Source organism: Halorubrum trueperi, assembly GCF_042662525.1.
In the GTDB taxonomy this organism is placed as follows: Archaea; Halobacteriota; Halobacteria; order Halobacteriales; family Haloferacaceae; genus Halorubrum; species Halorubrum trueperi.
Map to the genome: position 1 here is coordinate 490,279 of NZ_JBHSXI010000001.1, position 20,093 is coordinate 510,371.

Annotated in this window: 20 protein-coding genes and 2 tRNA genes; 1 reads left to right on the forward strand and 21 read right to left on the reverse strand. The window is 63.9% G+C overall.

The features are described 5' to 3' along the window. Positions 1-6 precede the first annotated feature (6 nt). From ACFQEY_RS02560 to ACFQEY_RS02635, 16 genes are all read right to left on the reverse strand, one after another. Complete coding sequence (locus tag ACFQEY_RS02560; protein WP_379764495.1) at positions 7-1,461, reverse strand: phage terminase large subunit family protein; 1,455 nt, start codon at positions 1,459-1,461, stop codon at positions 7-9. Then, entirely contained in the window at positions 1,458-2,045 is a 588-nt protein-coding gene (locus ACFQEY_RS02565; RefSeq protein ID WP_379764497.1) for a hypothetical protein, read from the reverse strand. Before ACFQEY_RS02565 ends, ACFQEY_RS02560 begins: the two co-directional genes overlap by 4 nt. Positions 2,046-2,081: 36 nt before the next feature. Continuing rightward, a complete protein-coding gene (locus ACFQEY_RS02570; protein WP_379764499.1) occupies positions 2,082-2,354 on the reverse strand; it encodes an HNH endonuclease in 273 nt (90 codons plus the stop codon). Next, the gene (locus ACFQEY_RS02575) at positions 2,344-2,553 is read right to left on the reverse strand and encodes a hypothetical protein (RefSeq protein WP_379764501.1); all 210 of its coding nucleotides are present in this window, start codon (positions 2,551-2,553) and stop codon (positions 2,344-2,346) included. The genes ACFQEY_RS02570 and ACFQEY_RS02575 overlap by 11 nt, the downstream gene beginning before the upstream one ends. 50 nt (positions 2,554-2,603) lie before the next feature. Next, complete coding sequence (locus ACFQEY_RS02580) at positions 2,604-2,834, reverse strand: hypothetical protein (protein WP_379764503.1); 231 nt, start codon at positions 2,832-2,834, stop codon at positions 2,604-2,606. After that, complete coding sequence (locus ACFQEY_RS02585) at positions 2,834-3,145, reverse strand: hypothetical protein (protein ID WP_379764505.1); 312 nt, start codon at positions 3,143-3,145, stop codon at positions 2,834-2,836. The genes ACFQEY_RS02580 and ACFQEY_RS02585 overlap by 1 nt, the downstream gene beginning before the upstream one ends. A gap of 483 nt (positions 3,146-3,628) precedes the next feature. Continuing rightward, positions 3,629-3,823 (reverse strand): hypothetical protein, encoded by a 195-nt coding sequence (locus ACFQEY_RS02590; RefSeq protein ID WP_379764507.1) that lies wholly within the window; start codon positions 3,821-3,823, stop codon positions 3,629-3,631. Then, on the reverse strand, positions 3,820-4,368 hold the full coding sequence (locus tag ACFQEY_RS02595) for a hypothetical protein (RefSeq protein ID WP_379764509.1): 549 nt from the start codon (positions 4,366-4,368) through the stop codon (positions 3,820-3,822). Before ACFQEY_RS02595 ends, ACFQEY_RS02590 begins: the two co-directional genes overlap by 4 nt. Before the next feature lie 142 nt (positions 4,369-4,510). After that, the gene (locus ACFQEY_RS02600) at positions 4,511-4,768 is read right to left on the reverse strand and encodes a helix-turn-helix domain-containing protein (protein WP_379764511.1); all 258 of its coding nucleotides are present in this window, start codon (positions 4,766-4,768) and stop codon (positions 4,511-4,513) included. Further along, positions 4,765-5,217, reverse strand: coding sequence for a hypothetical protein (locus ACFQEY_RS02605; RefSeq protein WP_379764513.1), 453 nt, complete (start codon positions 5,215-5,217; stop codon positions 4,765-4,767). The genes ACFQEY_RS02600 and ACFQEY_RS02605 overlap by 4 nt, the downstream gene beginning before the upstream one ends. Further along, positions 5,217-7,313 (reverse strand): minichromosome maintenance protein MCM, encoded by a 2,097-nt coding sequence (locus ACFQEY_RS02610; protein ID WP_379764515.1) that lies wholly within the window; start codon positions 7,311-7,313, stop codon positions 5,217-5,219. Before ACFQEY_RS02610 ends, ACFQEY_RS02605 begins: the two co-directional genes overlap by 1 nt. A gap of 181 nt (positions 7,314-7,494) precedes the next feature. Then, positions 7,495-7,965 (reverse strand): hypothetical protein, encoded by a 471-nt coding sequence (locus ACFQEY_RS02615; RefSeq protein ID WP_379764517.1) that lies wholly within the window; start codon positions 7,963-7,965, stop codon positions 7,495-7,497. Further along, entirely contained in the window at positions 7,958-8,095 is a 138-nt protein-coding gene (locus ACFQEY_RS02620; RefSeq protein ID WP_379764519.1) for a hypothetical protein, read from the reverse strand. Before ACFQEY_RS02620 ends, ACFQEY_RS02615 begins: the two co-directional genes overlap by 8 nt. A 125-nt stretch (positions 8,096-8,220) precedes the next feature. Further along, positions 8,221-8,293, reverse strand: a tRNA-Thr gene (locus ACFQEY_RS02625). Positions 8,294-8,927: 634 nt separating this feature from the next. Continuing rightward, complete coding sequence (locus ACFQEY_RS02630; RefSeq protein ID WP_379764521.1) at positions 8,928-9,917, reverse strand: class I SAM-dependent methyltransferase; 990 nt, start codon at positions 9,915-9,917, stop codon at positions 8,928-8,930. 234 nt (positions 9,918-10,151) lie between these two features. Continuing rightward, on the reverse strand, positions 10,152-10,820 hold the full coding sequence (locus tag ACFQEY_RS02635) for a winged helix-turn-helix domain-containing protein (protein WP_379764523.1): 669 nt from the start codon (positions 10,818-10,820) through the stop codon (positions 10,152-10,154). A gap of 97 nt (positions 10,821-10,917) precedes the next feature. On the opposite strand from ACFQEY_RS02635, the gene ACFQEY_RS02640 reads away from it, so the two are divergent. After that, entirely contained in the window at positions 10,918-12,297 is a 1,380-nt protein-coding gene (locus ACFQEY_RS02640) for a response regulator (RefSeq protein WP_379764525.1), read from the forward strand. A gap of 773 nt (positions 12,298-13,070) precedes the next feature. Here the strand turns inward: ACFQEY_RS02640 and ACFQEY_RS02645 are convergent. The 5 genes from ACFQEY_RS02645 to gltB all read right to left on the reverse strand — a co-directional run bounded on the left by ACFQEY_RS02645 (position 13,071) and on the right by gltB (position 19,922). Next, a complete protein-coding gene (locus tag ACFQEY_RS02645) occupies positions 13,071-13,277 on the reverse strand; it encodes a cold-shock protein (RefSeq protein WP_379764526.1) in 207 nt (68 codons plus the stop codon). Positions 13,278-13,489: 212 nt separating this feature from the next. After that, positions 13,490-13,804, reverse strand: a complete 315-nt coding sequence (locus ACFQEY_RS02650; RefSeq protein WP_379764527.1) for a HalOD1 output domain-containing protein — start codon at positions 13,802-13,804, stop codon at positions 13,490-13,492. 518 nt (positions 13,805-14,322) lie between these two features. Next, positions 14,323-14,394 (reverse strand) — tRNA-Ala (locus ACFQEY_RS02655). A gap of 81 nt (positions 14,395-14,475) precedes the next feature. After that, positions 14,476-15,090 (reverse strand): SRPBCC family protein, encoded by a 615-nt coding sequence (locus ACFQEY_RS02660; RefSeq protein ID WP_379764528.1) that lies wholly within the window; start codon positions 15,088-15,090, stop codon positions 14,476-14,478. Between the two features lie 128 nt (positions 15,091-15,218). Then, complete coding sequence (gene gltB / locus ACFQEY_RS02665; protein WP_379764529.1) at positions 15,219-19,922, reverse strand: glutamate synthase large subunit; 4,704 nt, start codon at positions 19,920-19,922, stop codon at positions 15,219-15,221. Positions 19,923-20,093 lie beyond the last annotated feature (171 nt).

Below are 20,093 nucleotides of genomic sequence, written 5' to 3' on the forward strand. Positions count from 1 at the left end.
AGTAAGTCACCACGTCCCGGAGCCGCTGTTACCTCCCTCGTCAGGGTACTCGTCAGCCATGATCCCGTAGCGGAGCCCGTCGACGAGATGGTCGTTTTTCTTGACCGGCTTCCCTGTCGTCTGGTTGTATCGATAGGCCTTCAGTTCGGAAATTAACTCCTCACAGCGAGTGTGGATCCGGAGATCGCCGGACGCGAAGAGGTCCTTGACGACGCGGATGCCAGCCTCGATGTCGTTGTCAGCGGCGACGGCGTCGAATCCCTCCTCACTGAGGTCGTCGATCCCTCGCTTGTCGCTCGGGTCGCACCCGACCGTCCCGGGTCCGAACTCGGCCTGGAACGTCGACAGCGCATCAACGTAGTCGCTGGTCCCTGTGACGGGGTCCTTCGCCTCGTCGAGGACGTCGACTCCGCCGTCGCTCCGTCGGGCCATCACCAGCATGCCCGCCGGGTGTCCCGATCCCCAGTCAAGGCCGTTGAGCCAGTACTGGACGTCCCGTTCGTCCGGATCGTTACTGAAGACGTGCTTCTGGCTGTCGAACAGATCGTAGACCGCACCCTCCCGGGTCTGGACGACTAAGCAGAACTCCCGCATCCAGGCGTGCTCCGACTGCTTCGAGCGGGCATCGGCGAGGTAGTCGGCCCCCCGCTCGTCCCACAGCAGCTGGCACTCGCGATCGGGATCGAGCGGGTGCGGGGACTGGTGGTAGAGCCCCGGATCAGGACGTCGCCCGGGGGCGTCCTCGCGGAACTCGGCGTCCCACTCGTCGAGGACCGCCGGGTACTCCGTGAACGAGAACCCCTCGCGGTCGGCGAGCAGCGAGTAGATATCGGTCGGCGTCTTCCGCGTCCCGATGACGATCGTCTGGCCGCCGTGCTCTTGGACGGGGACGATGACGCTCGACAGCCAGTCTTCGATCTCTTGCATGTCGCCGTCGCCCTTCTCTTTGATGACGTCGTCAACGTTGAGTAGATCGACGTGGACTCCCTCGACGCCACCGAAGAGCCAGCCAACCGAGAGGCTGGAGTCGTGTCCGAACTCCTTCTTCCCCTTCTGGTCAGTCGTCCGGTTTTCCTCCTGGAGGTTTGTCAGCCAGGGGTTGCGCTCGACGAGCTTGTTGAACTCCGAGTGCGCCTTCTCGTAGGCGAGCGTCTCGTTGTTACCGATCCAGGCGGCGTGGAATCCGGACTTGTACTCGAGACAGGCGATGGTGTACGCGAGCGTCGACGTCGTCTTGAGGCTCCCCCGGTGGGCGAGGCGGATCAGGTCGTCACCGCGCTCGAAGTCATCGAACCACTGCTCGTGGTGAGGTCCCGGCTCGGACCAGCCGCGGTCCTCGCGCGTCATGTACCCCCAGGTGAGCTCCTCAAAGAACTCGATCCAGGGGCAGCCGTCGAACGGGTTGAATGACGCCCGTTTGTCGGCGAGTGTGACGTCGTCCGCGGAGAGTGCCACGCTCATGGCCCCCTCCTCGAGGCGAGTCCTTCACGGATCGCCGCCCGTTCCTCTTCCCCAAGGGTGCGCTCGCCGTCGATATTCCCCGAGTGTTCATGCTCGTGTTTCTCCGCCGCTGTCTCGACGATCCCGAACTCCGAGAGGATCTGCCGCCCCTCCCGAAGCATCGCGGCATCATTCGCGTGCTCGCCGAGCATTAGCAGGCGGGTCGCGAAGTGCGACAGAACGACCATCGCATCCTCGTCATCGTCGAGCGCGCCGGCGACCTCGTCGTACACGTCGCGTTGGCGGTCCGAGAGTTTCGACTTGAAGTACGCCGACGTCTTCCCGGCCTTGAAGTTCGGGTTGGACTCGCCCCACTGCTCGCCCCTGATAGGGTGCTTTTCGCAAGGTCCGACCTTCCGGTCCTCACCCCAGCCAGCTGCGAGCAGGCAGTAGTCGTACTCGTCCCGTTCGCGACCGTGGGACGTCGGCGTTGTCCGGTCGGACTTCGTCGCTCCGCAAATTCGGTATCCCTTCTCAGGATGGACGGGGTGGCCACCCTCATCACGGGGCGGCTCCTCTGAGATCTCAAATTCAGCGTCTGTCATTGGTGGTTCTCCAGATCGGCACTTGTCACCAGTGGTTCAGCGCGGCGGCCCCGACCGCGACGGCCCGCTCGGACCACGCCGGCGAAGCCCCGCCGGCGTCTTCGGCGACTCGACGTCGCGACCGTGCTCGCCGCCGAGGTGGCAGGACTTACACCGCTTTCGAAGGTTGTTGGGTGAGCCGTTCCCGTCATCGCCATCGCGATGGTGGACGTCGGCACGCTCGGTATCGTCGTACGAGCGGCCACACCGCGGGCAGCTCGTCCCGGCGCGGTCGTCCCACGTTCGCTCGCGGTCAGCATCACGCCCCATCGCCCTCGTGGATCAGCAGTCGTTCCGTGCAATCGGGACACAGCGTGACGAGGTCGCCCGCCTCGAAGCCAGCCTGTCGAAGCCGGTCACCCGCAGCACCGTCGTCGAACCAGTTTTCGTTGAACTCCGCCGTCAGTGCCGGCCGATCCTCGATCTCGACGGCGTTACAGAAGCCGTCGCAGTTGTAGATGTACCCCATGAGTCACCAACTGTCTGGAAAAGCGGATTTATCGGTAGCGTCTCATCGCGTCAGTTCTCCGAGTCGTCGCTGCCATCGCCTTGGAGTTCTTGAGTGGCTTCGATTCCTTCGCCCATCGCGTCATCCCAAAGGTAGTAGGAAGCTCCGAAGACGATCGCAACCGCACCGAGAAGGATCAGCGAATCGGGTTCGCGCCCGGACCACTCCATTGCGATCCACGTGCTGTAGAACGACACGATGATCATGCCAGCTACGGCCGATCGGAGAGGGGGCGTCCTCATCAGTCTTCACCAGAGTCTGACCCAGTCTGGACCTCCTTGTACGCCTGGAGCAGCGCGGCGTAGTCGAGGAGCTCGACGCCGTTGTAGGCCGCAAGGATCGCGAGTCCGAAGCTACCGAGGAACGTTGGATCAGCACCCCGAGCGATCGAGTAGAGGACGATGGCGATCACGCCGATGTTGACGATGATCGCACGGAGTATCTTCAGCGCTCTCAGCATCGGGAGCGACTCACCTCCCTCTCTGAGCGTGCCCTTGTACTCGTCGACGAGGTGACCCCAGCAGTACCATGGCCGGGGGCGTTGGACGGACATCATGACACATCAGCGTAGGGCTGACAGTCGCAGGGTTTCGCCGAGGCGTGGCTCGTACCACACTCGGCGCACTGGTCGGTCGTCGAACGATGAGTATTCGAATCGGGCATCTGGAGTTGAAACGCAGGGAGTTACCGCACGATACGACTCGAGAAGGCTACGCCGGGAATCAAACCCGGAGACGAGGCGGCCCCGTAGAGGGCTTGGGTCTCGCCACTCCCAATAGAGGCGTTCGTCACCCGATCACGGGCGTAGCAAGGCGACCGGACTTGATTGGGTTTTGCCGCTCACGCGACGCAGATGTCGGTACGAGAAGCACACGTAGGAGCTCACGATCTCCGGCTTGCCGGTCACTCGTGTGTCTCAACACTCCCGCAGGCGCTGACCTGGCCTCGCAGCGAAAAACTACGATGCCGCGCCGTTGGGAGATGCCACCGCGTGGAGTTGAACCACGCTCTGGGGCCTACCCCAGCGGCCTACAGCCTACTCGTCGATTAAGTCTGCTTCCGTGTCGTCGACACGCCACGAGACTCCGTTGAGTTCGACCGTGAGCAACGCCGAGGGGCCCGACCCAACGGTCCCAGTCGGTTCCCGGTCGACGACCGTCGCGATTGTCGGCTCGCCCCGTGGCGTCTCAACGTGGACGTCATCGTCGACGCCGATCCCGGTCGCGCTCATGCGGGTGCCCTCTCTGAAGTCTCCGACGGTGAGCCAACGACGCCGGCGTCGGTGGCAGCCTCGAGGACCTCGTTGATCGTGGTCGGTGCGTCCACGGGTGCAGGACCGATCCCGCGACCCGGAGCAGATGCCGGCGGGAGCTCGTGATAGATCTCAGCAGCCCCGCGAGCGAGTTGGCGTACATCGACGGCGAACCCCTTCGCGACGAGGGTGTCGTGGAGGTTGACGAGTAACTCCCGAAGGTGTGCAGCGTCGACGTCGTCGTCGCCCCAGATGCGGGTGAATGCATCAGGCGACCCACACTCGCAGAACGTTTGGTGTTGGTCGCGGACCGGCACATCTGGGACGTTGTCGACGGTTGTTCGCCAGCGTAGCCGCTCGCTGTAGCTTGCCACGAACACGCCGTCTTCTTGCACCCGGTTCTGTTGCGCGTCGACGTCGGCGTTCCGGTATCGAACCGACCGGATCGCACGTCGACGGAGTCTGCCCATGCAGTTGTTACAGACGTGTCCGTCGTTCAGGACGTCCTCTTGGAAGTCGAACATGGTCAGAAAAGCAGCCAGGTTGTCCTGGCGCAGTCTCCCCTACGGCCCCACTCTCGGGTGGTCATGACCGTCTGAAGGGTATCGTCACGCGAACCTTCCTTGGCCGTAGGCTTAAGTCGTCGTGTGAATCCCATTTTGGAAGTCACTCGTCAACACTCCATTCTGACGAGGGCGGATCGGTGTGTCGTGGTGAGCACGTGACGAGGTTTTTCTCGTGTAACTGCCGGAGGGCACGGTGGGCGGACGTCTTCGGCCGGGCCATCTGGCGAGAGAGTTGGCGGAGCGTCCGCGGACCGTCGGCGTTGCGGAGTTCCAGGTAGACGAGTGACGCCGTCGGCGGGAGCTCCGCGAGGCGTTCGCGAGTGAGTCGGTCGAGGTTGCCGAGCGTGGCGTCAGTCACTGGTTTGCCCCCACGACCGCTCTGCGCTGGCGACTCCAAGAGATCTCCTCTCCCTCCTCGTCGACGAGCACCGCGACGGACTCGGTCTCGAGGACGGCCGCTCGCTCGCGACGCTCCTCGGTTGAGAGTCCTGTCTGTGCTAGCCCCTCACCTCGCTTCCGGAGGGTATCCTCGCGCTGTTCGAGGGCGTTGACGACACGATCGCGTGGCTCGCGATCCTCCTGGTCTGCGAGGTGTCGCTCGATCATCAGCCAGAAGCGACACAGTGCGATCGTCTCCAGACCATGGATGCGTGCGAGCATCAGCTCACCCGTGGTGCCGTGGCCGTTGTCGATAGTGATTTCCTCGACGAGGAATCGCGCCGGGTTCTCACCGTGCTCGAGAGCGTTCGCCGGCGAGGGGTCCGGGATCGCTCCGGCCTGCTCGTTGTGTTGGCCCGTGGCAGGCATCAGGCACCACCCACCCAGCGGATGCCCTCGCCCTTCGGCTCGTAGGCCATTCCCTTCTCTTTCGCCTTGTCGATCAGGCCGTACCCCGTGTCGATTCCCTCCGCTTCCAGCTGCTCGACGACCCCCTCGGGATCGGCTCCGCCCCCGCCATCGGGTTGGAGCTCTTCGATGATCGACGCGAGAAGCTTCATCTTCTGCTGCTGGTTTCTCGACGTGCCTGTCTCCTGGACGTCAGCGTCGTACTGCCCGCTCTCGTCAGTGCCGTAGTCCTGCATCGACTCGCCAACGACCGTCGTCGCGAACTTCACGTGTGACATCTCGATCGTCTCGGAGAACTCGAACTTCGCCGCGGCCTCGGCGATTCGCAGGATCCCCTCCAGCTTCCGGAACGTCACCGGGACGGGTGACTCCTGGTCGTAGCCGTTCAGCGACCGGAGGTCCGTGAAGCTCTCCGCGAGCCACGACCGAACGTCGTCGCTCGCGAACACCGGCTCAGGTTGTTGCTTCGCGAGGGCGATCCACTTCCGAAGCAGATCTCGATCGACGGGTGTCGAGATGGTGTCAGCGAGATCGTCGTCGACGTCCATCCCGGCCATCTGACGCTTCGCGGCGTCGTGTGCGTCGAGGACGTGCCCGGTGATCGTCCCATCTCGGTCTGGATCGGGCTGATCCGTGAGCGTGAACACCAGGTCGAACCGGCTCAGAAGGTTGCTCTCGAAGTCGAACTGGTCCTGGACAGGTTCGTACGGATCGAACCGACCGTACTTCGGGTTGCCCGCAGCGACGACCGCCGTCTCCGTGCGGAGCGTCGCGTTGATCCCCCACTTATTGACGGAGATCCGCTGTTTGCTCATCGGGTCGAGCATCGCCGCGCGGACGTCCGCCGGCATGTCGTCGAGCTCGTCGATGCACACGGCACCCTTGTGCGCCTTCACGAACGCACCAGCCTCGAGGGCGCTCCCGCCATCGCCGAAGTCGTCCTGGACGGCGCTCGCTGTGACGCCGGCGACGGTCGCGCCCTTCCCGGAGACGCCGACCGTCCGCCAACCGAGGTCCTCGACCCGGCCAATCAGCTTCGACTTCGCCGTGCCCGGGTCGCCCAGGAGGAGAACGTGGAACTCTCCGCGGTCGTGGTCGCCATCAGGGTAGACTGTTTTCGACCCGCTGACCATCGCGAGGATGAGCGCCCGCTTGATGTGGTCGTATCCGTAGATCTTCGGTGCGAGTGAGGCCGCCGCCAAGTCGAGTGGGTCGCCTTCGGCGCCGGCGGCAAGCTCGTGGATGCGCTTGCGCTCTTCGGGCGTGGTGTCCACGTCGGTGTGGTCGGTCTCGTCCACGGCGAGCGCACCGGCGTCGACGTACGGCGCGAACTTGCCCGTTTTCTTCTGACCCTTCGTTTTCTGCTCCAGGTGGATCGTCCCCGCGACGGTGACACGGTCGCCCGCGGTGACGACGTCGGCGAGGTCATCCTCGACGAAGACGTCGATCTCGGTGCCGCTCCCCTCGGCGATCTCCGGCGGTGTTGCGAGCCGGATCTGTTGAGCGTCGACGAAGGCGGACTGATCGAAGTTGACGGTGAATGGCCCCTGACGCTCACAGCCCTGGCACTCGTGGGGCTCCTGGAACCCCGAGTCAGTCTGCGGAACGTAGGTGAACGTCCCGCAGCGCTTGCACTCGAACGCCGCCTCGACGATCTTCGAGTACTGGTCAGTGACCTTCGAGATCTCGCCCATGATCGCCCGGTAGTCCCCGGCTTGTTCTGTCGGGGAGAATCCACCCGGGTAGTAGGTGTGCTCTGGCGGCAGGTTCGACACACGCACGTGAGCGTTCGCGAGATCGACGTCGGCCGGGAGATCGAACTGCCGGAGCGCCTCTTCCATGTATTCCCGCATCTCCTCGGGTTTCGCGAGAACGTCGTCGGCGAGCTCGTGATCGAACTCGAACAGCTCGTCGTAGTCGATGACGAGTGACTTCTGCTCGTTCGGGTAGCGCTGAGCGAGCTCGCCGATCGCGTCGCGGTACCGCTCCCGAATGAAGCGGACCAGGGTCTCGGTCAGCGTCTCGTTCTCCTTTCGTCGGTCGTGGGTGGTGGACATCGTGGGTTTTCGTCTGCGAATAAAGTCCGAATCACCACTCGGACCGTCGGACGACGCCGGCCAGACGCCGGCCAGAACGACGGCCTTGCAGCTAGCGGACAGTTGTTTACACAGCTACGCTTGCGGTGATCTACAGAGAGTACAAGCGGGGGCGGGATCCCACGATAGAAGATCGACATCGCTAGCGAACCTCCTCCGAGATGGTTTTATTCGCGGACGAAAACGCGGCACCGCGCTTCGCCTCGCGGGCGGTGACGGTGAGACTGCGGTTCCCGCTCGGCGGCGTCTTCACCTCGAAGCCGCGGATGTTCGCGGCGAGTTCCATCAGCGTGTAACAGTGGTCAGCCGAGGGTTCGCCCTCGAACACTTCCCACATGATGTCGTCGTAGTCGAGCGCGGCGACACCGGTGCCACGAGTCGCCTTCTCGAAGGCGTGCTCGCGGACCATCCCGACCTTGTCATCTCGAGTGAGCTGCGCGTAGTCGCGATCGTCGTCGTGCTCGGAGAACCGGAGCTCGAGTGAGGCGACGTCCTCGCGAAGGAGCTCGATCTCGTCTTCGAGCTCGTCGACGCGGTTGGCTTTTGCGAGCGCCCGCTGTGCGATTGCGAGGGCGTCACGGGCGGAGACGTCGGCCTCCTCGTCCTCAGACACGTCCGATCACCTCGCCGTCGTTGGAGTGATCGTCGCAGGCGTACCGCTTCCCGTAGCGGTTCTGAATGATGACGTCGGCGTCTTTTGTGCAGCCGAGCGCCCCGCAGAACGGCCCCGACGCGACCGCCATCAGGCTGTCACCCCTGCCTGAGCAGCCGGCTGATAAACCGTATGCTGCGCTATCTTTGGACCAACGTAACCACGAGAAGTATCACAACCCCAGTTTACCGGTGGGATTGTAAACGAATTGGTTGAAGCCGGAGGAGGGATTTGAACCCTCGACCTATTCCTTACGAAGGAATCGCTCTGCCAGCTGAGCTACCCCGGCGCTCGTCTTACCATTCCCGAACGGAAAAATAAGGGTTCCGAAACGGCGACGGCGCGGGGATGAAATCGTGCGTCCGCTGATCGACGCGTCCCGTCCCGTTCCCCGCGGATGTGGACAGCGTCCGTACCGAAAACGAATTGTTTTCTACCTATTCATAACGATCTCTGGCGTATTCTCGCAGGTATATAAGGAAAAAGCATAAATACGTGTTCGGACTTCTTTTGAACTGTGATAACACCGATCGCGTGCCGCGATGGCGGGGATCGAATCCCCCGACGGTGCTTGCCCGGTCGGAGCCCGTACCGGGCGTCGTCAGTCCCGCCGGTCGTCACCCCCACGGCGACTCGGCGCGGCAGTCATCCCTATCAGCGATCTTCCACGGCCTGCGCGTGACCCACGCTTCGGCGTGTCAAGCGCACAATCGCCTCTGTCCTCGACGGTCACGCGGCCGTGGGCTCTTGTCATGTGACGGGCCCGACGCCGTCTCGGCTACCGCTACTCTCGGCCGGGACGGCGATCACGTCGCTGTCGCTCGCTCCGTCGAACCGACTCCGGTTCCGGTGCGGGTCTCGGTTCTCACACCCCCGACGAGCGACCGTCGAGACTCACACCCGCGACAGGCGAACGCCGAAATTCACGCCCGCGACAGGCGAACGTCGAGACAGACGTTGTACTCGTGGGGTGCGTAGGATCTGACGACGCGTTCGGTCTCCACCGCGATCTCGTACTCGTCGCCAGCGGCGGCGCTGATCGCCCGTCTTCCGGGGCCGAACGGGTTGTCCTCGTGCTGGATGTCGTAATAGTGGATCACGCACTCGTCGCCCGCCAGCTCCGCGGCGGTCTCGAGGAACTCGCCGGCCGAGTGCGGGAGGTTCATCACGAGCCGGTCGGCGGTGTTCGCGTAGCGTCCCGTCGTCTCCCGCACGTCGCCCGCGATGGCAGTCACGCGGTCGGCGACGCCGTTTCGCTCGGCGTTCTCGCGGAGGTACTCGACCGCGCGTTCGTTGAGGTCGCAGGCGACGACTGCAGCGCCGCGAGCGGCCATCGGGATTGCGTACGGGCCGACGCCGGCGAACATGTCGACGACCGACTCGTCCGGTTCGACCTGCTCGATCACGCGGTGGCGCTCGGTGGCGAGCCGCGGGGAGAAGTACACCTCGGCGACGTCGAGCCGGAACTCGTGGCCGTACTCCCGGTGGACCGTTTCGGTCCCGTTTCCCGCAAGCACGTCCCACTTCCGGACGCGAAGCTCCCCCTCGATCGGCGAGGCGCGGTTGAGCACCGTCTCGCAGGGGATGTCCGACGCCATCACCGCGGCGGCGATCTCGGCGGCGCGCTCGTTGTCGTCTTCGTCGACGATGACGATGTCTCCCAGCCGCTCCAGCGAGGGCTCGTAGCCGAGGATCTCGGCGGGGGTCTTGGGCCGGTCGCGCTCGGTGGCGTCGCGCTCGACGACGCGATCGGCGAGGTCCGCTGGAACTCCTTTCGGGTCCGCAACGGGGATGTAGATCGTGTCGCCCTCGACGTCTATCTCGTGGTCGCCGTCGAGGACGCCTGCATCGGCGAGCCGCTCGCGGACGGTCTCGCCGCGCTCGCGTTCGACCGCGACGCAGGGGACGCTCATTGTCGCGAGAAGGCGGGGCGATACATAAACGCTGACGCTTCGGAACGCGGCGATCGCTACATCTCGACGGCCGCGACGACCGCGACAACTGCGGCGAGAACGACGGCCTCGACGAGAACGGCGACAGCGGCGAGAGCGACGGCCTCGACGAGAACGACGACCGCGACGACTGCGACGGCCGCGACGATCGATCGTTCGCAGTAGAAGCGACGTACAACGACGGGCGGGTCGATGTCAGGAAAATATAGACGCGATATCTTCCGAAAACTCCGGGACTGAGACGTTGTGATCGTTTCCGAAAGAGATCAAAATTCGCCGACCGTCATGTATCAGGACCTTCAAGATTGAGAAGTCGTCGAAGTGGAGAATCTCGGACCAGCAGTCCTGATTCGGTAGCGCTACTTCGTCGATGGAGTGTTCCAATATCAGATTGTGTAACCCTCGTTCGAACTCTTTGTCGGAGTACTTCGAAAGGACGGCGGAATCCGCGTGGAGAATAGATGCGTCCTCCCCGTCGTATTCCACCACGACTCGAAGCCCGCTTCCGAACTCCGTCCGCGCTCGTTCGACCACCGATTTCAGTGCCGGTTCGGTTGGGGGTTCATCGGACCATTCGATGGTGTTCAATCTGGCTTTGACGGTCGACCAGACCTCCGTTCCCCGCTCCGTAAGCCCGTAGTACCGTCGCACCTTCCGCGACTCGGAGACCCGGAGTTCCACCACGCCCTGTTCTTCGAGTTCTGAAAGCGCTCGGGAGATATGAGGCTGTTGGAGACCGACGCTCTCGGCGATGCCCGTGGGCGTCGCTTCCCCCTCTTTAGACAGTTGTTCGAGAACGCAAATTCGATATTTCGAACTCAAGATGTATGAATCGATATCGAGATTCTCATCGCTGTCTGCCATCTGTAGGATTTACGACTCGACACCATTGTACTTGATCCTAGATACCACTCTCATACCGAATATTTTTCACTCTCGAGATCACAACACTTCACTGAATATGAGTCCCAGTCCCGATGAGCGATCGATCCATATTCTTCATATTGACGACGATCCGGAACTCGGTGATCTGGTCTCGACCTATCTGGAACGAATTGACGACCGCTACGCCGTGGTCGCAAAATCGGTTGCCCGCGAGGGGTTCGAGCATCTCGAAAACGCGTCTGTCGACTGCATCATCTGCGACTATCAGATGCCCGGGATGAACGGAATAACGTTCTTGAGAGCGGTTCGCGAGGAGTATCCGAACCTCCCGTTCTTTCTCTTCACAGGGAGGGGTAGCGAAGATATCGCGTCCAAGGCGATCGATGCAGGGGTGACCTCGTACATCCAAAAAGGCGGAACTGAAGTGTACAAACAACTCGCAAACCGGATTCAACACGCCGTCGATCGGAGACGATCGGCGCGACAGGCGCAGATCACTCAAGAGCGGCTTCTCGAGTTGTACGAACAGGTCAACGGGTTCTACCTCGTGGATGACGAGTGGACGGTCCAGTACTGGAATCACGTGATGGCCGAGCGAACGGGGAAATCGGCGGAAGCCGTCCTCGGTGAATCGCTCTGGGAACTGTTTCCGGAGGGCGTCGATACGGAGGCGTACGACCGGTACCACGAGGCGATGGAAACGCGCGAGGCGATTCAATTCGAGACGTACGTTCCCTCCCCGCATGACCGCTGGCTCGCGGTGCGTGCGTATCCGACCGACGAAGGGCTCTCGGTTCACTCGCGAGACATTACGGAGTCCAAAGAACAAGAAAATCAGTTACAGTACCGAAACGAGCTGTTAGAATCGTTCGCGAGTACAGTTTCACACGATCTCCGTAATCCGCTCAACGTCGCGGAAGGGAACCTCCAGTTAGCACAGGACACGGGCGATTTCGAATACCTCGAGGAGGTCGCGCAGGCTCACAACCGAATGCGGAATCTCATCGACGAGCTGCTCCACGCGGCTCGGGGGGACGATCTGGAACTGTCCGACATCTCTCTCCGGGAGATCGCCACGCAGTCGTGGGAGACCGTTACCGCGGACGAAACGACGCTCCGCGTGGAAGACGATGTCGTATTTGAAGGGTATGAGAGCCAGTTACAACGGTTGTTCGAGAATCTATTCTGGAACGCGATCGAGCACGGGACTGCGACGCAGATTCGCGTCGGGATTCTCGACGACGGCTTCTATGTCGAAGACGACGGAACCGGAATCCCGCCCGAAAACAGGGAGACGATCTTCGAATCCGGCTTTTCCACGGATTCGAGCAGTCCGGGATACGGGCTGTCGATCGTAGACGGTATCGTCGGAGTGCACAATTGGACGATCACCGCCGAGGCAAGCGACGAGGGGGGTGCCCGATTCGAGATACGCGGTGTCGAGCTGGAATCCTGACGTTCGAACGCGTCGCGGGCCTGCCTCTTCATCCGGGATCTGAGAGAGTTGACGTCTCCGGCTCCGATGTCGTCATGCTCGAGCTCGCGGTCGGCGACGACTGACCCGCTCGGATGCGACTGCGTCGTGATCGCTGTGGTGTCCGACATCCGATCTGCCGATGCAACGTCGTTGCGAGCGCGGTGCCTATCTCCAACGCCCCAGCCGCTTGTTTATAAATCGTTGACTCCGCGGTGACCACTCACAAAGCCCCAGCCGCGACGACTCGCGCGACTCGCTGCGCTCCTCACTCAGTCACTACTGCTCCTTCGTTGCGGTGCTTACTTCGTCGGGCTTCGCCCTCGCGGCAGCGAGGCGCGGAGCGCCTCTGGCAGCCGGCGCGTAGCGCCGACGACTGCCCCTTTGAGTCCCACCCCGCACAGCACCGCACCTCACGCCTCCCCAGCCTCGCCGCTTCGCGCCTTATAAAGGCGCTCGCGACGTCCCTCGTGCGGGCGTCGCCGGCGGCTCTGCCGCCGGCTGACAGAGGGACCGGAGGTCCCTCGCTGTTCGCGGCCTGTCGGCCGCTCATCGGTGCACGCCACCGCGCATTCATTTCTATCCAGTCGTCGGCCGATGAGATTCGAAACAAGCGAGATGGTGCCCCATGTGCAGTCGGTACAGCCGGTGTCGGTACTACGAGAACGACGCGGACAGAGAGCATAGGCTGGGCGTGTGAGGGTCTGAAAGAACAAATTTCCGCCAATCGCTACGAACGACGGCAGAAGTAGTCGTTAGTTGCGGACGAGGTTCGTCGCGCGAGGCCCTTTCGGGGATGATTCGATGTCGAATTCGATTTCCTGACCTTCTTCGAGATCCGGACCGCCAACGTCCTCCATGTGGAAGAACACGTCCTCATCGTCGTCGAGATCGTCGTCGTCAGTCGAAATGAAACCGTAGCCGCCAGTATCGTTGAAGAAATCAACTTTTCCGTTTGCCATTGCAATCAAATGTACAGTCGTTTGGGGGATAACACTTCCGAACGTCACGGTACCACGACTCCTGGGGTACTCTGCACCGTCCACCGACCGACTGTTTCGAGTGAGAATGTGTTCGAAGTGTGTAACCGCCGGTCGGCACAGAGCGCCGATCGGATAGTCTGCGGTAGGAACTCTCACAGTCGGGCGACGTCGAAGAACCAGACGGCTCGAAGCTATATGCTCGCAGACGAGGATACCGCTTCGTTCGGGATGAACCGAAGACAACGATCCGCTACCGTGACCGTGTAGCCCTGATACTGGAACGTGAGTTGATATGGGGTCGAAGACCTGTCTGCGTGAGCGACGAAGGAGTCCAGCGCATCCGGATCCACGGTGTCCCACAACGATTCGAGGTCGTCGGGATTCTGGTCGGTCAAGTCCGCAATACTGCTAATTACTAAATAGCTCGTCAATTGGTCGGTGGCCCCGTCCAAATCGACAGTATACTCTGGAACGTCCCCATCCCAGTGTGTTTGAATATTCATCATGTGTGGGTGATCGGACGGGTGTTATCTTCTAACAGGCTGAATCTGTGTGTGATGATACATAATCGTTCCACCAAATATATTCGGTCTGCCATCTGACAATCTCTGTCCGGTACACACGACACCTGTACTGACCGCACCCGGGGCGACATCTCTCACCTGCTGCGGATCTCCACGGAGTCCGCTCTTTTGCGATGCGAACGCCATCGCTGCAGGCGGGCCACGGCACCCCCTCGTTTGGTCATTCAGTGGTCGTCGCCGTCGCTCTCGTTCATTCGACTGTCGTGGGTGACTCGCAGAGGCAAGCGAAGAATGGCCCTCCTGAAGGGAGTCGAAAGGACTCGCGGGGGTCCCGTGAGCAGGGAGTGACCTTCGATCCCTCTTACAGCCGGCGCTACGCGCCGGCAACGAAGCGAACTGGACCAAGCGAGGGAACGAGATGAATGAAGTGAGTCGAGTGGACTCGCGGGGATTTGAACCAGAGCCGGACGTGCTCGCTCACTGCTCGCGGCGCAAAAATATGGACTCGCGGGGATTTGAACCCCGGGCCTTCCCCGTGCCAGGGGGATGATCTACCACTGATCTACGAGCCCTCGAACGCAATCGATCGTTCCCCGCTGGATATATTAAGGCCTTCGACTCGGGGATAGCGCGATCCGCGGACCCCAACCGCCTCAGACGCGCTCGGAGTCCACGTACACGTCCAGTTCGACGTCGCGCGTCGACCCCTCAAGGTCCCTGACGGCCCGCTCGACGACTCGCTCGGCCTCCCTCCTGATAAGGGGAATCGCCTTCCGCAACACCCAGTCGAACGAGACGAGTCGCGGCAGATCGAGCGCATCAGAACTCGCCGACCCCGGGTCGAACTCGACTTCGAGCGCGACCTTGCAAGCGGGCGGACGCCCCAAGTTCCGACTATCGACCTCGCGCTCGCGCTCACGTTCCCCGCTCTCCTCGCTTTCGTCCTCTCCCTCGCTCTCTCCGCTTTCTCTGCCTTCTCCCGACTTCGGCGTCACGCGCCAACACCCGTCGGCGTCGATGTCCTTCGTGATCTCCCAGTCGATCCACTCCGGCGGCTCGACCCCGGTGACTCGCGAATGCGCGGTGTACGTCACTTTCCACCACGCGAACGCGAGCGCGTACCGCGTGCCCGGCCCCCCGTCGCCCTCCAGCGTCCGCACGTCCCGAAGGTACTCGGAGTAGCGCGCGTACCGCGAAAAATCGAGCAGGAAGTCGTACACGTCCTCGGGGTCGGCGTACACCTCCGTGCGCACGACGAGTTCGTCCACGCCCCGACGTTCGCTCGACGCCTATTAAGGAGTCCGGCCGTCCGGGGTCGTCGGTCTTCGATCCCCGATCCCCGACCCCCGACCGAGTTCCGCTCGCGATCGGTCTCGGGCCGATGAGTCGCGCCCGATCAGTCGTCGCTCGACGCCTGTCCGGTCGCGTCCGCCGCGGAGCCGGGAATCGCCTGGGCCGGCTCCGGCGGCTCGTCGCGCACGTCTGCGCCCGTGCCCTCGGCGATGACCTCGGCGTAGGCGTCGGGGAAGACGCGGACGAAGTCGTCGAGGGCGGCGCTCCACTCGTCGAGCAGCTCGGCGGCGCGGTCGCTGCCGGTGTACGCGCGGTGATTCTCCACGAGGCGGCGGAGCATCTGCTCGTCCGACTCGTCGAGAGCCTCGGAGACCGAGACCATCCCGCGGTTCACCCGGTCGTCCAGCCGGACGTCCGGGTCGTACACGTACGCGACGCCGCCGGACATCCCGGCCGCGAAGTTGCGCCCGGTGTCGCCCAGCACGGCGACGACCCCGCCGGTCATGTACTCGCAGCCGTGGTCGCCGACGCCCTCGGTGACGGCCGCGACGCCGGAGTTACGGACGCCGAACCGCTCGCCGGCGACGCCGTTCACGTACATCTCGCCGGAGGTTGCGCCGTACAGACAGACGTTGCCGACGACGACGTTCTCCGCCGGGTCGTATCCCGCCTTCTCGGGCGTGTTGACGACGATCCGGCCCCCGGAGAGCCCCTTACCGACGTAATCGTTCGCGGCCCCGGTCAGTTCGAGGGTGATACCGGGCGCGAGGAACGCGCCGAAGCTCTGGCCCGCGTAGCCGTCGAACCGACAGGTGACGGTGTCGTCCGGGAGCCCCTCGCCGCCGTGTTCGGAGACGACCCGGTTCGAGAGGGTCGCGCCGATCGCGCGGTCGACGTTCTCGACGTCGCGGGTGAGCGCCACGGGCGCTCCGTCCTCGATGGCCGGGCTCGCCTCGTCGATGAGGTCCCAGTCGAGCAGCTCGTCGATCTCGGCGTCCGTCTGCTCGCGGATCTTCGTGCGGGCGTCGCCCGCGGGCTCGGCCACAACCGCCGACAGGTCGAGGTGTTTGGCCTTCTCGTGGTCGGTCTCTCGCTGGGACAGCAGCTCCGGCCGCCCGATGAACTCCTCGAGGTCGGTGTAGCCGAGCTCGGCCATGAGCTCGCGGAGTTCCTGAGCGATGAACGTCATGTAGTTGATGACGTGGTCCGGCTGGCCGGGGAAGCGCTGTCGGAGGTCCTCGCGCTGGGTCGCGACGCCGACCGGACAGGTGTTCTCGTGGCACTGGCGGGCCATCACGCAGCCCGAGGTGACCAGCGAGGCGGTGCCGAAGACGTACTCCTCCGCGCCGAGCGCGGCCGCGACAGCGACGTCCCGCCCGGTCTTCAGTCCGCCGTCGGCCGTCACGCGGATGCGGTCGCGGAGCCCGGTCGCGCGAAGCATCTGGTTCGTCTCGGCGAGGCCGAGCTCCCACGGGATCCCCGCGTTCTTGATCGACGTTTTCGGGGACGCGCCGGTCCCGCCGTCGTGCCCCGAGACGTGTACGACGTCGGCGTTCGCCTTCGCGACGCCGGCGGCGATGGTGCCGATGCCGGCCTCGGAGACGAGCTTCACGTTGACGTCCGCCTCTGGGTTCGCGGCCTTCAGATCGAAGATGAGCTGTTTGAGGTCCTCGATCGAGTAGATGTCGTGTTGGGGCGGCGGAGAGATGAGCCCGACGCCCGGCGTCGAACACCGGACGTGCGCGATCATCTCGTTGACCTTCTCGCCGGGGAGGTGTCCGCCCTCGCCGGGCTTCGACCCTTGCGCCATCTTGATCTGCAGCTCATCGGCGCTCGCGAGGTACTCGGACGTGACGCCGAACCGCCCGGAGGCGACCTGCTTGACGTTGCACTCCTTTTCGGTCCCGAACCGCTCCGGCGGCTCGCCGCCCTCGCCGGTGTTCGACTTCGCGCCGATCCGGTTCATCGCCATGGCGTTGTTCTCGTGCGCCTCCGGCGAGATGCTCCCGAGGCTCATCGCGGCCGTCGAGAAGCGCTCGACGATCGACTCGACGGACTCGACGGACTCGACCGGGACCGGGTCGCGGTCGGATTCGAACTCCAGCAGGCCGCGCAGCGACTGGAGCGTCTTCGACTGGTCGTTCACCAGCTCCGCAAACTCGCGGTACTGCTCGTAGTCCCCGCCGCGTACCGCCTGCTGGAGCGTCCCGACGGTCTGGGGGTTCCAGCCGTGTTTCACGCCCGAGGAGCGGTGCTCGTACTCGCCGATCGTCTCCAGTTCCGGGTCCGCGCCGAACGCCATCGCGTGGCGGGTGCGGAGGTCGTCTTCGATCTCCTCGGCCCCGATCCCCTCGGTGCGGATCTCGGTGCCCTCGAAGTACTCGGCGACGAACGCGGAGTCGAGCCCGACGGCCTCGAAGATCTGCGCGCCCTGGTACGACTCCATCGTCGAGATCCCCATCTTCGCCATCGTCTTCAGGAGCCCGTCCTCAAGCGCGCCGCGGTAGGCGGCGAGCGCCTCGTCCTCGTCGGCCCCGTCCGGGCCCGCGACGACGTCTCCGATGGAGGCGTACGCGAGGTACGGATCGATCGCGTCCGCGCCGTACCCGACGAGCGTCGCGACGTGGTGGACCTCGTGGGGCTCGCCGGACTCGACGACGAGTCCCGCGCGGTTGCGGAGCCCGTTGCGAACGAGGTGATGATGGACAGCGCCGGTCGCGAGCAGGCTCGGGACCGCGAGCCGGTCGGGGCCGATCGCCCGATCCGAGAGGACGACGACGTCCGCGCCGTCGTCGATGGCCGCGGCCGCGTCCGCACGGATGCGGCTCACGGCGTCGACGAGCGATCCGCCGCGGTCGTACGTCGCGTCGACGGTCACGGACGAGAACGCGGGCCCGCTCCCGTCGACCGGATCGCCGTCGAGCTCCTTCAGCGCGGCCGTCTCCGCGTCGGTGAGTATCGGGGACTCAGAGACGATCTGTTGGGCGTGTTCGGGCGTCTCGTCGAGCAGGTTCCGCTGGTTGCCCATCCGCGTCTCCAGCGAGGTGACGAGCTCCTCGCGGATGTAGTCTATCGGCGGGTTCGACACCTGCGCGAACAGCTGCTTGAAGTAGGTAAACAGCGGGCGGTCGACGTCAGTGAGCACGGACAGCGGCGTGTCGTCGCCCATCGACCCGACGGGATCCTTCCCCTTCTCGGCCATGGGCTCGACGAGGTGGTTCAGCGAATCGGTCGTGTAGCCGAACGCGGCCTGGTGGGCGCGGACGGTCGGCTCCACGTCGCCGTTGCCGTCCTCGGCGTCGTCGCTCCCATCGCCGCCGACAGCGGGGTCGATTCCGGCGGAGACGTCGGCGTTCTCGACGGCCGCGGCTCCCTCGACGACGTCGTCGAGGCCGACCTGTCGTTCGGCGACCCACTCGCCGTACTTCTCGTCGGTGAGCGCGTCGAACACCTCGTCGTCAGGGACGATACGGCCCTGCTCGGGATCGGCGACGAAGATCTCGCCGGGCTGGAGTCGTCCGCGGCGCTTCACGTCGGCGGGATCGGTCGGGAGCGCGCCGACTTCGCTGCCGACGACGAGCCGGTTGTCGTCGGTCACCTCGTACCGGCACGGTCGGAGCCCGTTGCGGTCGAGGACGCCGGCGACGCGGTCACCGTCGAAGCCGATGACGAGCGCGGGACCGTCCCACGGCTCGACGAGCGAAGCGTGGTAGTCGTAGAAGTCCGTGCGGGCGGCGTCCATCAGGTCGTCGTCGCGGAACGCCTCGGGGATCAGCATCCGGAGGGTATGCGGGAGGTCACGGCCGGCCTGCAACAGGAGCTCGACCGCGTTGTCGACGCTGGCGGTGTCGGACTGGTTCGGGTCGTCGATCACCGGCTTGATCGTGTCGAGTTCGGCACCGAACGACGGGTGGTTGAGGTCGTTCTCGCGGGCGCGCATCCAGTTGACGTTCCCCTGGATCGTGTTGAACTCGCCGTTGTGGACGATGTTGCGGTACGGGTGCGCAAGGTGCCACGCGCCGAGCGTGTTCGTCGAGAATCGGGCGTGAACCAAGGCGACGTGGCTCCCGAAGCGCCCGTCGGTGAGGTCCGGGTAGTAGTCGGCGAGCTGTGAACCCTTCAGCAGGCCCTTGTAGACGACGCGCTGGCGATCGAGCGAGCAGACGTAGAAGCGACCGGCCCCGTCGACGTCGGCGACGGCGTTCTCGATCTCGCGGCGGGCGGCGTACAGCGCGCGGTCGAATCCGAGCAGTTTGGGGTCGACGTCGTCGGGCCGCGTCTCCGCGCTGGTGAACCGCTCCGCGAGTCCCGCGCCCTCGACGGGCGCGGCGAACAGCTGTGCGACCTCCGGTTCGGAGTCGAGGGCGGTCGCGCCGAGGTCGGCGTTGTCGGTGGGGACCGAGCGCCACGCGAGCACTTCCAGCCCGTACACGGAGAAGACTTCCGCGATGACGTCGTGAATCTCCGCCTGTACGCTCGGTTCCGTCGGCATGAACACGGAGCCGACCGCGTACTCCTCGGGGAGGTCGGCGTCGACGATGTCGCGGAAGAACTTGTCCGGGCGGGCGACCATGATCCCCGCCCCGTCGCCCGTGTTCTCTTCCGCGCCGGTCGTCCCCCGGTGTTCGAGGTTTTCGAGCAGTTGCACGGCGTCGGTGACGGTCCCGTGAGTCGGTTCCCCGTCGAGGTCGACGATTCCGCCGATACCGCAGTTCGAACGCTCGTCGGTTACCGACGCCAGCCCCCCACCGTGGCCCGCGGAGTCGGCCTCGTCCGCTCCCCGGGTGTTACTACGTGTCTTGGTCATATCCCCACTCACAGATGATCACTTAAAGGTATAACCCTGATACGGGTAGGATCCATCGTACACACATTAGGGAATATAAGGTAATTATTCATCAGGGGTGACTACGGGAACATATATAGACGTCCGTCCAACTACGAGTTCGATTTGAGTAAATATCCACACGAAACGCTC